This is a genomic window from Sporofaciens sp. St.21A7 (assembly GCF_059728535.1).
This window is the reverse complement of record NZ_BAAGFN010000001.1, coordinates 17,946-31,723: the sequence shown is the minus strand read 5'-3', so window position 1 is coordinate 31,723 and position 13,778 is coordinate 17,946. Positions and strand designations below refer to the sequence as shown.

5 protein-coding genes, 9 tRNA genes and 3 rRNA genes are annotated in these 13,778 nt (G+C 46.2%); 4 read left to right on the top strand and 13 right to left on the bottom strand.

The annotated features are described in order from the left end of the window. Positions 1–350 precede the first annotated feature (350 nt). Positions 351–2,246, bottom strand: coding sequence for a hypothetical protein (locus tag AC6I3O_RS00165; RefSeq protein WP_497849249.1), 1,896 nt, complete (start codon positions 2,244–2,246; stop codon positions 351–353). A gap of 177 nt (positions 2,247–2,423) precedes the next feature. On the opposite strand from AC6I3O_RS00165, the gene AC6I3O_RS00160 reads away from it, so the two are divergent. Both AC6I3O_RS00160 and AC6I3O_RS00155 read left to right on the top strand, forming a co-directional pair. After that, complete coding sequence (locus AC6I3O_RS00160) at positions 2,424–3,170, top strand: LytR/AlgR family response regulator transcription factor (protein ID WP_497849248.1); 747 nt, start codon at positions 2,424–2,426, stop codon at positions 3,168–3,170. A gap of 73 nt (positions 3,171–3,243) precedes the next feature. Further along, positions 3,244–4,014, top strand: a complete 771-nt coding sequence (locus AC6I3O_RS00155; RefSeq protein WP_497849247.1) for a flagellin — start codon at positions 3,244–3,246, stop codon at positions 4,012–4,014. Between the two features lie 67 nt (positions 4,015–4,081). Here the strand turns inward: AC6I3O_RS00155 and AC6I3O_RS00150 are convergent. The 12 genes from AC6I3O_RS00150 to AC6I3O_RS00095 all read right to left on the bottom strand — a co-directional run bounded on the left by AC6I3O_RS00150 (position 4,082) and on the right by AC6I3O_RS00095 (position 10,086). Then, positions 4,082–4,154, bottom strand: a tRNA-Lys gene (locus AC6I3O_RS00150). Between the two features lie 22 nt (positions 4,155–4,176). Further along, positions 4,177–4,249, bottom strand: a tRNA-Phe gene (locus tag AC6I3O_RS00145). Between the two features lie 3 nt (positions 4,250–4,252). Beyond that, positions 4,253–4,326 (bottom strand) — tRNA-Met (locus tag AC6I3O_RS00140). Positions 4,327–4,357: 31 nt separating this feature from the next. After that, positions 4,358–4,430, bottom strand: a tRNA-Thr gene (locus AC6I3O_RS00135). Positions 4,431–4,611: 181 nt separating this feature from the next. After that, positions 4,612–4,693 (bottom strand) — tRNA-Tyr (locus AC6I3O_RS00130). Between the two features lie 8 nt (positions 4,694–4,701). After that, a tRNA-Val gene (locus tag AC6I3O_RS00125) sits at positions 4,702–4,774 on the bottom strand. A gap of 54 nt (positions 4,775–4,828) precedes the next feature. Further along, positions 4,829–4,902 (bottom strand) — tRNA-Asp (locus AC6I3O_RS00120). Positions 4,903–4,977: 75 nt separating this feature from the next. Then, positions 4,978–7,863, bottom strand: a 23S ribosomal RNA gene (locus AC6I3O_RS00115). Positions 7,864–8,115: 252 nt separating this feature from the next. Then, positions 8,116–8,188, bottom strand: a tRNA-Ala gene (locus tag AC6I3O_RS00110). 45 nt (positions 8,189–8,233) lie between these two features. Next, positions 8,234–8,307 (bottom strand) — tRNA-Ile (locus tag AC6I3O_RS00105). Positions 8,308–8,324: 17 nt separating this feature from the next. After that, positions 8,325–8,442, bottom strand: a 5S ribosomal RNA gene (gene rrf / locus AC6I3O_RS00100). A gap of 113 nt (positions 8,443–8,555) precedes the next feature. Further along, positions 8,556–10,086, bottom strand: a 16S ribosomal RNA gene (locus tag AC6I3O_RS00095). Together the 16S, 23S and 5S rRNA genes with 9 tRNA genes alongside form the textbook arrangement of a ribosomal RNA operon. A gap of 1,015 nt (positions 10,087–11,101) precedes the next feature. Between AC6I3O_RS00095 and chvE the strand changes: the two genes are divergently transcribed. Together chvE and mmsA are read left to right on the top strand one after the other, a co-directional pair. Beyond that, a complete protein-coding gene (chvE, locus tag AC6I3O_RS00090) occupies positions 11,102–12,205 on the top strand; it encodes a multiple monosaccharide ABC transporter substrate-binding protein (RefSeq protein WP_497849246.1) in 1,104 nt (367 codons plus the stop codon). Between the two features lie 18 nt (positions 12,206–12,223). Further along, positions 12,224–13,777, top strand: coding sequence for a multiple monosaccharide ABC transporter ATP-binding protein (gene mmsA, locus AC6I3O_RS00085; protein ID WP_497849245.1), 1,554 nt, complete (start codon positions 12,224–12,226; stop codon positions 13,775–13,777). Position 13,778: the final 1 nt, after the last annotated feature.

The following is a 13,778-nucleotide window of genomic DNA, read 5'->3' as shown; positions in this document are numbered from 1 at the left end:
CATTTCCTCTCTTTCCTGGCATTTATAAAAATCCATGACCTACGTTCCTGCATATAGAAATCTCTTTTTCTCAATATAGGATATTGCCGTCCTAATCTCTTACGGCCAATATGCCTACTTAATTCATAGCATACCCATATTTTAATCAATACAGGCATTAGAATAAAAAAAAGAGACTTCTATTGCACAGAACTATGCAATAAAAGTCTCACCATTTCATTACGATACGGATGGTCTATCATCGTACTGACGACATCGTAAACGTCCCGGCAGTCCGGGATACGCAAGTTACTCCCTTTTATCTGATAAACAATATATACGAATTTACAAATCTTGTCAACATCTTCTGACTATTTCTGTTTCTTTTTTCTATAAACAGCCAACAGAAACACTGCTGCGGCTATAAGTACTCCTACAAGAATACCTATGTTTCCTCTGTCCGTTTTGTCACTATCATTTACTGCATCCACGTCATCCTGTATCTCATCTCCCCCATCCGTTTTTTCCAAATCCGCATTTTCACTGAGCCTCCACACCTGCGTCCCATAGAAAGGATTGGCCGTACCCACAAACAATCCTTCATCCGTAATACCAAACGCGCGGCATCCATGGTTATAAGGATCCCCAAAACCATCATCCGTAATTTTTGTAAAATGAATACCGTCTTCTGTCACATACAAGTCAAATCCAAAAATCGCTTTATCTAAATACTCCCCACATGTAACGGCGCTCTCAGGAACTCCCTGATAATCGCTGCATAACTTCTCTACATAACCATCTACTTTGTCTTTCCAATCCTGGTCTGCATTTTCATCATTCATATACTCATCCAACGGAAGTAAAAAACTACTTGCATCATATGTTCCCACATAGAGTTTCCCGTCGTACTCCACCATCTTCCAGATATACTGATTCTCATTGCATCCAAATCCGGAGCCCATTCCGGACAGGCCGCCCTCCGGGAACATTTCATCCTCATCCCCAACTATCAGCTCTACATTCTCGTCTTCGTCCATCCGGTAGAAATTTACAGGCTGCTCAAAATTCAGATTCATAAATGTAAAATCATTATCGAACAACATCCTTTCTACCGCAATCTCCTCGTCATTATATTCCCCGATATAGAGATAGCCGCCAAATGAAATCAGGTTCGCAGCCCCGCTTCGTGTCCGTTCCGGGTCAATGCCAAATGTATATTTCGCCCCGTCATTTTCCTTGTCGCCTACGACGCTCGTCCATTTCCAGCTTCCGTCCTCCTGTACATCTCCCCGCACAATCCCAAAAGGCTGCATGGTATTCTCATCTATCGCATTTTCCGGTTTACCGGTGCAGATAGAAACATACAAGCTCTTTCCATACTGTGTCATGTCGAAAATAGAGCCTCCATAAATACTGTCACAGTAATTGTATGCAGGATAATGGAACAGCTCCTCATCCGTGGCGATAACTTTGAAGGACTGCTGGTCGGTGGGATTTTCCGACTCACAAATCACTGCACCGTCGGTATTGATACAACTGACAATCAGCTTATCCTCATACACGCACATTCCCCGGATTCCCACAGACACGCCTTTCTTGTATGCCTCCATATATTCCTCCATCGTCATGCCAGCATACACCTGCTTACATTCATCTGTTTGCGGATTCACCTGATAGATACAAGGTATGGTATTCACGGCGCCGCAGAAATATAATTTTCCCTTAAATTCCACGGCATTCCGAAAAATTGTATTCTGTCCTGTCAGTTCCTTGGACATCAAAATCTTTACCTCTCCGGTCTTAACGTTCAGCTTCAGCAGAATCCCCAAGGCCTCTGCCCCATCTTCCTCCCCTGTATACATATGACCATGATAGTAGGTATCCAAAGCTTCCTTCATGACCGCATCATCATAGTTATGCCCAAGGTTCATTTTCATAAATTGTAATGTAGACGTCCATGCACCATAACAGGTGCCGATATACATGTAATCCCCATAACCAATCGACCCCCAGGAATAATTCTGTCCGCGGTCTCCCTCCCCATTCTCCAAATTTACGGCCAATGTTCCGTTCCCTGTATAGTCTACTATACCGTCTGTCGTCATGACATCTTTCTCGGAATGGGTAATCTTCTCTGCCGTATATCCACTTCCCGAGTCATAAACCACAGGCGTTTGCTCCTCTTTAGCGTATACATTGACCACACAAAAAGCTGCTATGCAAACCGACAGCCATATACCCCTTATGCGCTTTATTGTTTTCTTCATAAATAATTTCCTCCTCATTTTCTGCCAAAAGTATGCATCTGTATTCTTTAATATCATATTATTCATTTGTGAAAAAGCAAACCCCTCTGGCAGGAACATCAATTTTGTGGCAAAAACATTCCCTATATGATAAAATAGTGAACGACCTTAATACTCTAAGAAATGAGGGGAGACTTATTGAAAATTGCAATCGTTGATGATGAACCAATCTTTTTAGATAAAATGGTACAAATCTGCCGTGATTTTTGTGAAGAACACAGAATTCAGACTGATATTGCCTCTTTCATTAGCGGCGAATCATTTCTCGGCCAATTTGAAAAAAATAAATTTTCCATAGTTTTCATGGATATTTACATGGAAGAAATGAGCGGAATCACTGTCGCACTAAAGATGAGACAGAAAGATAACTTCTGTATCCTTGTGTTTCTGACATCCAGCAGTGAATTTATGCCGGATGCATTTTCCTGCCACGCCTTTGAATATATTGTCAAACCCATCTCTCAAGAGCGGGTGACGAAAGTCTTGCAGGATGCCATGTCGGTACTTTTCCCTTATCCTCAACACATGGAGATTGTCAGTGGGCGAAGAACGATTCCCGTTTTATATCGAGATATCATTTCCGCGGTCACTGACGGACACTACCTGAACATCACCCTTACGGATGAATCCATTCTGAGAAGCCGTATGACGATGTCTGAATTTATTTGCCTGACTCACCAGGAGCCTCGCTTTATTCTGATCAACAAGGGGATACTGGTCAACGCCGACTATGTCGTGAAATTTTCAGGCAATTGTTGTTTCCTTGAAAATGATATATGCCTTCCTATCCGTATCCGCGGCCGCATGAAAATAGAACAGGCACTACGAGATTACCAATTCACAAAAAATAGCATTCAATATGAAAATAATGGTAATCATTTTTAAAATTTGTACGATATTATATATGAAAGTATACCCAAGGGCACACCTTAATATAATTCTGAAAGGAGGAATATAGATGAGCAGAATTTCCGCAATAAGCAGCACAACCCCTTATTTGTACGGGCATATTTCAAGTGGTAACAGGTTAATGTCTGCTGCGGACGGCGCCGCTGAACTGGCGATTGTCGAGAACGAAAAGGCTCAGGTGACGGGCTATAATACAGGTACGAAGAATCTTGGTGACGGAACGAACATGCTGAATACTTCCGACTCTGCGCTTGGCAGCATTACCAGCCATCTGCAAAGAATGCGTGAATTAGGCTTACGTGCCAGCAATTCAACGCTGAATGGTATGAATCGGGCAGATATCCAGAAGGAAGTCGAGCAGTTGAAGCAAGGTATTGAACATATTGCGACTCAGACTCGTTTCAATGGAATGAATATGCTTGACGGCAGTATGAGTAATGGTGTTCAGCTCGTATCGGATGGCGGCGGCGGTTCTATTACTGTCAATCATGCAGCCAATTCTACATTGCAGGCGCTTGGCATTGCAGACTTCGATGTCACGAAGGATTTTGATTTACAGGCCATTGATGATGCCTTGACACAAGTTACCAGCAATCGCAGCACCTTCGGCGCACAGTCTAATTCTCTGGAACATGCAATTGATTATAATGGATATGCTTCCATTAATCTTACTGCAGCCCAGAGCCGTATGGGAGACACTGACATTGCAAAGACACTTCAAGAACTGACACACCAGCAGACGATGCAGAGTATTTCCATGATGCTGCAAAAGAAGAAAGCCGAGCAGGAAGGCCAGAAGACCATGGGACTCTTGTTTTAAGAAGCAGACCATATAAAATAATCCCGAAAATCATCTTTCAAGAAGAGATTTTCGGGATTATTTTTACTGAGCGTGCCGGGATTCGAACCCGGGACAACTTGATTAAAAGTCAAGTGCTCTACCACCTGAGCTACACGCCCTCACTATTTTAGGTAAACAAAATGCCCAGAGCCGGAATCGAACCAGCGACACGAGGATTTTCAGTCCTCTGCTCTACCAACTGAGCTATCTGGGCGGATTGCGGGGGCAGGATTTGAACCTACGACCTTCGGGTTATGAGCCCGACGAGCTTCCAGACTGCTCCACCCCGCGATATTCTATTAAATGCTTCTCTTTAGAAGCAAGCCGATGATCGGACTCGAACCGATAACCTGCTGATTACAAATCAGCTGCTCTGCCAATTGAGCCACATCGGCACAAGATACATCATCTATACCTTAATGGATAAAGAAAATTTCTATTATCCTAATGAATGAAAAAGATTTCTAACCGTTTTGGTTTCAATAAACAGTTGACTCTTTCTACTATCCTAATGGATGGAGAAGGATTCGAACCGTTTTGGTTTCAGCAAACAGTTGACTCTTTCTACTATCCTAATGGATGGAGAAGGATTCGAACCTTCGAAGGCGTCGCCAACAGATTTACAGTCTGCCCCCTTTGGCCACTCGGGAATCCATCCATAATCTATGGGACCTATAGGGCTCGAACCTATGACCCTCTGCTTGTAAGGCAGATGCTCTCCCAGCTGAGCTAAGATCCCATATAAGTGACATCTACATTTTACTATTATAGCACTTTAAATGTATTATGTCAACGACCCAGAAGAGACTCGAACTCTCGACCTCCGCCGTGACAGGGCGGCGCTCTAACCAACTGAGCCACTGGGCCTTGCGTAAATACGCATTGAAGGCATATACCTTCAAAACTGCATACAAGAAATTTCATCCTCTTTCCTATCCACCTTTGGTCATGCCCTCGACCGATTAGTTGCGGTCAGCTCCATACATTACTGCACTTCCACCTCCGCCCTATCTACCTTGTCGTCTTCAAGGGGTCTTACTGCTCTACGCAGGGATATCTCATCTTGAGGGGGGCTTCACGCTTAGATGCCTTCAGCGTTTATCCCCTCCCGGCTTGGCTACTCTGCCATGGCCTTGATTAGCCAACAGATCCACCAGCGGCCAGTCCATCCCGGTCCTCTCGTACTAAGGACAGCTCCTCTCAAATATCCTTCGCCCGCGCCGGATAGGGACCGAACTGTCTCACGACGTTCTGAACCCAGCTCGCGTACCGCTTTAATGGGCGAACAGCCCAACCCTTGGGACCTACTTCAGCCCCAGGATGCGATGAGCCGACATCGAGGTGCCAAACCACTCCGTCGATGTGAACTCTTGGGAGTGATAAGCCTGTTATCCCCAGGGTAGCTTTTATCCGTTGAGCGATGGCAATCCCACTTTCTACCACCGGATCACTAAGTCCTACTTTCGTACCTGCTCCACCCGTCGGTGTCGCAGTCAAGCTCCCTTCTGCCTTTGCGCTCTCCGAATGGTTTCCAACCATTCTGAGGGAACCTTTGAGCGCCTCCGATACCCTTTCGGAGGCGACCGCCCCAGTCAAACTCCCCACCTGACATTGTCCCCCAGCCGGGTCACGGCTGTTGGTTAGAAATCCAATACTGCAAGGGTGGTATCCCAACAGCGGCTCCATGGCAACTGGCGTCACCACTTCCTTGCCTCCCGCCTATCCTGTACATGCAATACCGAATCCCAGTATCAAGCTGGAGTAAAGCTCCATGGGGTCTTTCCGTCCTGGCGCGGGTAACCAGCATCTTCACTGGTACTTCAATTTCACCGGGTGCATTGTCGAGACAGTGCCCAAATCATTACGCCTTTCGTGCGGGTCGGAACTTACCCGACAAGGAATTTCGCTACCTTAGGACCGTTATAGTTACGGCCGCCGTTTACTGGGGCTTCAATTCAAGGCTTCGCTTTCGCTAACCTCTCCTCTTAACCTTCCAGCACCGGGCAGGCGTCAGCCCGTATACTTCACCTTTCGGTTTCGCACAGACCTGTGTTTTTGCTAAACAGTTGCTTGGGCCTATTCTCTGCGGCCAGGTCTCCCTGGCACCCCTTCTCCCGAAGTTACGGGGTCATTTTGCCGAGTTCCTTGACAATGCTTCTCCCGTCGGCCTTAGGATTCTCTCCTCATCCACCTGTGTCGGTTTACGGTACGGGCACAACCCAAACAATAGCGGCTTTTCTTGACACATGGCTCACATGCTTCCCTACTCTTACTTCGGTCCGCATCACGTCTTCGGGTTGATATACGGATTTGCCAGTATACCCCCTACCTCGCTTGCACCGGTCTCTTCATTCCCGGCTCATGCTTTCCACGTGTGTCCCCACAGTTCTGTTGGATTGTGGTACAGGAATTTCAACCTGTTATCCATCGACTACGCATCTCTGCCTCGCCTTAGGCCCCGACTTCCCCAGGGCAGATCAGCTTTACCCTGGAATCCTTGGATATTCGGCCGGAAGGATTCCCACCTTCCTCTCGCTACTCATTCCGGCATTCTCTCTTCGATACCGTCCACAGCTCCTTCCGGTACTGCTTCTTCCAGTATCCAATGCTCCTCTACCAATCATTTCTGATTCCTAAGCTTCGGCAGTGTGTTTCAGCCCCGGACATTTTCGGCGCAGGACCTCTCGACTAGTGAGCTATTACGCACTCTTTGAATGTATGGCTGCTTCTAAGCCAACATCCTAGTTGTCTCTGAAATCCCACATCCTTTTCCACTTAACACACATTTTGGGGCCTTAGCTGTAGGTCTGGGCTCTTTCCCTTTTGACTACCCAACTTATCTCGTGCAGTCTGACTCCCATACACCATCTTGGCGGCATTCGGAGTTTGATATTCTTCGGTAAGCTTTGACGCCCCCTAGGAAATTCAGTGCTCTACCTCCGCTAGACTTGTATGAGGCTAGCCCTAAAGCTATTTCGAGGAGAACCAGCTATCTCCGGGTTCGATTGGAATTTCTCCCCTATCCACACCTCATCCCCACCCTTTTCAACGGATGTGGGTTCGGACCTCCATTGCCTTTTACGGCAGCTTCATCCTGGACATGGATAGGTCACCCGGTTTCGGGTCTGCTCCGACTGACTCTGGCCCTGTTAAGACTTGGTTTCCCTTCGGCTCCACCCCTTCGGGGCTTAACCTCGCCAGCCGGCGCAACTCGCCGGACCGTTCTACAAAAAGTACGCGGTTCATCTCATACGGATGTTCCACAGCTTGTAAACATATGGTTTCAGGTTCTGTTTCACTCCCCTCCCGGGGTTCTTTTCACCGTTCCTTCACAGTACTATGCGCTATCGGTCACTAAGGAGTATTTAGCCTTACGGGGTGGTCCCCGCATCTTCCCACAAGGTTCCACGTGTCTCGTGGTACTCTGGATTCCGCCATGTCATCCGTCTTTTCGCTTACGGGGCTTTCACCCTCTCTGGCTGGCTTTCCCAAAACCATTCTGCTAAGACTTCTGAATCAAATTTGCGGTCCGAACCCCGGGATGCACGCATCCCGGTTTGGGCTCTTCCCATTTCGCTCGCCGCTACTTTGGGAATCGATATTTCTTTCTCTTCCTCCGGCTACTTAGATGTTTCAGTTCACCGGGTTCCCTTCCTTAACTTATGGATTGGGTTAAGGATACTTGAGGTTCCCTCAAGTGGGTTTCCCCATTCAGACATCTCCGGATCGTAGGATATTTGCTCCTCCCCGAAGCTTTTCGCAGCTTATCACGTCTTTCATCGGCTCTTAGTGCCAAGGCATCCACCATACGCTCTTTCTAGCATGACCAACTGACTTGCGGAAACGGGATGTCCCGTAAGTCCTCACCGATATAGCGTTATCGGCGTTGGTTTCATAGGTTGTTTTTTTGATTCGTTTTCTCGAATTGGATGTAATCATCATTACATAACCAGATGTTACTCTGCTAATAACAATTACCTCGGATGTCTTGATTAAGATATTTCTCTTATCATATTTCTTGTATGCGGTTTTCAAGGTACATGGGATGCATGAATCATGAATTCTCAATCATACATCCAGTGGAGAATACGAGATTCGAACTCGTGACCTCCTGCTTGCAAGGCAGGCGCTCTCCCAACTGAGCTAATCCCCCATTCAGGTATCTAAACAAAACTTGATTCCTTTTTGATAGTTCCAATGGGCTTAAGTGGACTCGAACCACCGACCTCACGCTTATCAGGCGTGCGCTCTAACCGGCTGAGCTATAAGCCCTTTTTTAAGATTTTAAAGTCTGGCGGCCACCTGCTCTTCCACACCGTCTCCAGTGCAGTACCATCGGCCGCTTAGGGCTTAACCATCGTGTTCGGGATGGGTACGGGTGTGTCCCCCAAGCGCATCGCCACCAGACATCGCCATCTAGACTTTTGACAGCCTTGACAACTAAACAATAGACAACATTTCCCTTACTTCTTCTTCCGTTTTAGTTGGATTGCTCCAGACGGAAGAAGTCTTTTCCTTAGAAAGGAGGTGATCCAGCCGCACCTTCCGATACGGCTACCTTGTTACGACTTCACCCCAGTTATCGGTCCCACCTTCGACGGCTCCTCCCTTTCGGTTAGGTCACCGGCTTCGGGCGTTACTGACTCCCATGGTGTGACGGGCGGTGTGTACAAGACCCGGGAACGTATTCACCGCGACATTCTGATTCGCGATTACTAGCGATTCCAGCTTCATGTAGTCGAGTTGCAGACTACAATCCGAACTGAGACGTTATTTTTGGGATTCGCTTGCACTCACATGTTCGCTTCCCTTTGTTTACGCCATTGTAGCACGTGTGTAGCCCTGGTCATAAGGGGCATGATGATTTGACGTCATCCCCACCTTCCTCCAGGTTATCCCTGGCAGTCTCTCCAGAGTGCCCATCCTAAATGCTGGCTACTGAAGATAAGGGTTACGCTCGTTGCGGGACTTAACCCAACATCTCACGACACGAGCTGACGACAACCATGCACCACCTGTCTCCTCTGTCCCGAAGGAAAGGCAACATTACTTGCCGGTCAGAGGGATGTCAAGATCAGGTAAGGTTCTTCGCGTTGCTTCGAATTAAACCACATGCTCCACCGCTTGTGCGGGTCCCCGTCAATTCCTTTGAGTTTCATTCTTGCGAACGTACTCCCCAGGTGGACTACTTATTGCGTTGGCTGCGGCACCGAATGGCTTTGCCACCCGACACCTAGTAGTCATCGTTTACGGCGTGGACTACCAGGGTATCTAATCCTGTTTGCTCCCCACGCTTTCGAGCCTCAACGTCAGTCATCGTCCAGCAGGCCGCCTTCGCCACTGGTGTTCCTCCTAATATCTACGCATTTCACCGCTACACTAGGAATTCCGCCTGCCTCTCCGACACTCTAGCCTTACAGTTCCAAATGCAGTCCCGGGGTTGAGCCCCGGGCTTTCACATCTGGCTTGCAGGACCGTCTACGCTCCCTTTACACCCAGTAAATCCGGATAACGCTTGCCCCCTACGTATTACCGCGGCTGCTGGCACGTAGTTAGCCGGGGCTTCTTAGTCAGGTACCGTCATTTTCTTCCCTGCTGATAGAGCTTTACATACCGAAATACTTCATCGCTCACGCGGCGTCGCTGCATCAGGGTTTCCCCCATTGTGCAATATTCCCCACTGCTGCCTCCCGTAGGAGTCTGGGCCGTGTCTCAGTCCCAATGTGGCCGGTCACCCTCTCAGGTCGGCTACTGATCGTCGGTTTGGTGAGCCGTTACCTCACCAACTACCTAATCAGACGCGGGCCCATCTTACACCACCGGAGTTTTTACCTCAGAACCATGCGGTTCTGGGGTCTTATGCGGTATTAGCAGTCATTTCTAACTGTTATCCCCCTGTGTAAGGCAGGTTGCCCACGCGTTACTCACCCGTCCGCCGCTCAGTCACAATCATCTTCATCCGAAGAATCCAATCAAAGTGCTTCGCTCGACTTGCATGTGTTAGGCACGCCGCCAGCGTTCATCCTGAGCCAGGATCAAACTCTCGTAATAAAGACTTGGGTTCGGTCTTTCACGAACCTTAGTCGTATTACGCTTCACAATACTTAGCGAGGTCTCCCACGAGCTTAGTATTGCGAAGCATCCTTTTCGTTTAATCTCGGTCAAGAAAAATGCTCGCTTTTTCTTTTCCCGTTATTACTGTTTATAAGGTTGGTCTTGAACTTTCAAATCCATTTAGCCTAGCCAAACTTCTTCGTCCATTCAATTCCACGTTCTGAAATTTTCTCTCAAGAAATTTTCAGGGTTGTTGTCTATTGTTTAATTATCAAGGTTCTTTGTTTTTGCTGTCCTTCATCGGCTCAGCTCAGTTATAATATCATCATCCAAAAATAAAGTCAATACTTTTTTTTATTTTTTTTTACTTTTTTTTACATTAATTTTAATATGTGCTATATATGGTATGAATGCAAAAACAAAATACTATATATATTTTATATTATTTATATTTTTTCAACCAAATATATAACATTTATTATAATTTAGTTTTTCCAATATTTTAATGTAGGAAACCATTCAATCATAATTCTTCTTGCTTTTTCACTCTTTAGAGTCAGATTTCAAAGCACTGGCAAAACAACTATACCCCATTCGGGCATGCATCGCGTGATGCTCTATTGGTATACCCAAGGGCACACCGTAATACATGCCCCTTGCGGGGCGGGTGGACTTCATCCAATAAGGTATACCCAAGGGCACACCGTAATGCATGCCCTGCGGGCGGGTGGACTTCGTCCAGCAAAGTATACCTTTTAAATGATAGTTCGCCCACCCGAAAAGGGGAATATATTACGGATGCTCTTTGGTTATACGATAATAATTTTCCCTTAACTTCAACTTGTACATATACAAATCATTATATTTTCCAAGTTGTACTTAAATAATGCACAAAAAGTTGTATTTAATTTTGTGACATATCACATCTTGAAAATCCCAAATTTGTACAGTACAATATTTATATAAAATATAGATGTTCAAAAGAAAAACATCAAAAAAGGAGGTAGAAAGGATGAAACAAAGGATTCTCAGCGTGGCTCTGATTGCAGTCATGGTACTTTCTCTCACACTTACCGGGTGTGGGAATAGTAGTTCGAGTGACGGTGGGGAAAATCAGGGAGGCAACGGCAAAGTAGTCGGTGTGGCAATGCCGACGCAAAGTTCAGAAAGGTGGATTAAAGACGGCAGGAACATGAAGGCAAAGCTGGAAGACCTTGGATACGAAGTATTTCTTCAATACGCGGAGGATGACGTACAGGTACAACTTGCACAGATCGAGACGATGATTGCCAAAGACGTTGACTGCCTCGTCGTCGCTGCGGTAGACTCATCGGCTCTCATTAATGCCTTAAAGACTGCCCAGGAAGTAGGTATTCCCGTCATTTCCTACGACCGTCTGTTAATGAACACAGATTCTGTCAACTACTACGCATCATTTGACAACGAAGGCGTCGGAAGAAAGATTGGGGAATATATAGAAGAAAAGGCAGAACTAAAGGATGCGAAAGAACCTCAGACAATCGAATTCTTCATGGGTTCCCCGGATGATAACAACGCAGTTCTTCTATATAAAGGGGTGATGAGTGTCTTAGAAAAATATCTTGACGACGGAACACTCATATGTAAGTCAGGAAGAACCTCTTTCGATGACACCTGTATTTTGAGATGGTCCCAGGAAACGGCGCTGCAGAACTGTGAAAACTATTTATCCGGATTCTATGCAGATGAAAAGTTAGATATCTGCTGTTCCGCATTCGACGGATTTGCCTATGGTATCAAGGCAGCGCTAGAAGCAGCCGGATATACAGCGGAAGACTGGCCAATCATTACAGGGCAGGATGCGGAAGTCATGGCAGTCAAGAATATCATCGACGGAAAACAGACTGCGACTATTTTTAAGGACACAGGGCTTCTCGCAGATAAATGTGCAGGAATGGTTCAGGCAGTCATCGAAGGCAGCGAACCGGAAATTAATGATACGGAAACTTATGACAATGGAAAAATGGTAGTGCCTTCCTATCTGTGCGAACCACAGTCCCTCGATAAGGATAATTACAAAGAACTTGTAATCGACAGCGGATATTACAAAGAGGAAGAAATTATGAATGCAAAATAAAGGAAAGGAGTTGAAAAAATGTCTGATTATATTCTGGAGATGAACCATATCGTCAAGGAGTTCTCAGGTGTAAAAGCGTTAAATGACGTTAACTTAAAAGTAAAACGCGGCGAAGTCCACGCACTCTGCGGCGAAAACGGAGCCGGAAAATCAACTTTGATGAACGTACTGTCCGGAATCTATCCTTTTGGTACATACACAGGCGACATCGTATATAACGGTGAAGTGGTCAAGAACCGCAACATCAAAGACAGTGAAAAAAAGGGAATCGTTATCATCCATCAAGAGCTTGCGCTCAGCCCTTATCTGTCAATTGCGGAAAATGTTTTTCTTGGAAACGAACAGATGAAGGTAAACGGTGTAATTGACTGGACCCAGACCAGAAATAAGGCTCAGGAGATGCTTGAGAAGGTAGGGCTTGGCAATGAAAACCTTGATGCTCCCATCAATACCCTCGGTGTGGGCAAGCAGCAGTTAATCGAGATAGCCAAAGCCCTTGCCAAAAAAGTTGACCTTCTGATTCTTGACGAGCCGACGGCAGCGTTAAATGATGAGGAAAGCGCGCAGCTTTTGGAAATCATGTTAAAACTGAAAGCACAGGGAATCACCAGCATCATCATTTCCCATAAACTGAATGAAATCAGTTATGTAGCAGACGCAATTACGGTCATCCGCGACGGACAGACCATCGAGACACTTACGAAAGGCGTAGATGATTTTTCAGAGGACAGAATCATAAAAGGAATGGTAGGACGAGAGCTTACCAACCGTTACCCGGAACGTACCGACTGTCCGATTGGAGACGTGGTATTAGAAGTCAAGGACTGGAATGTATATCATCCGGAAGACCCACATAGACAGGTTCTAAAGAACATCAATATTAAAGTACGTGCAGGCGAGGTCGTAGGGCTTGCGGGATTGATGGGCGCCGGAAGAACGGAATTTGCCATGAGCCTCTTTGGAAGACAGTATGGACAGAAGATTTCCGGAGAAATACTGATGCACGGGCAGCCAATCCAGATTAAGAGTGTAAAAGACGCCATCAGCCATAAAATTGCCTATACATCGGAAGACCGGAAAAACTACGGGTTAATTCTTTTTAATGATATTAAATGGAATATGTCTCTTGCCGCCCTGCGGAGTTATTTTTCACAAAATGGAATCGTTGATTCCAACAAAGAGATTCTGGAAGCCGAAAAATATAAGAAAATGATTAATATTAAATCTAACTCTGTTCATCAGACGGTCGGAAGCCTGTCAGGCGGAAACCAGCAGAAGGTCATTCTTGCAAAATGGATGCTGACGGAACCGGATGTACTGATTCTTGACGAGCCGACCCGCGGGATTGATGTCGGCGCAAAATACGAAATTTACTGCGCAATCAACGACCTTGCAAAATCCGGAAAGGCGGTTATCGTCATATCGTCCGAGATGCCGGAAATCCTCGGTACGTGCGACAGGACTTATGTATTGAACGAAGGCCGCATTGCCGGTGAAATATCAAAAGAAGAATTATCTCAGGAAGGGATCATGAAATGCATTATGCAGGATAATAACAAGAAAGGGGAATAAC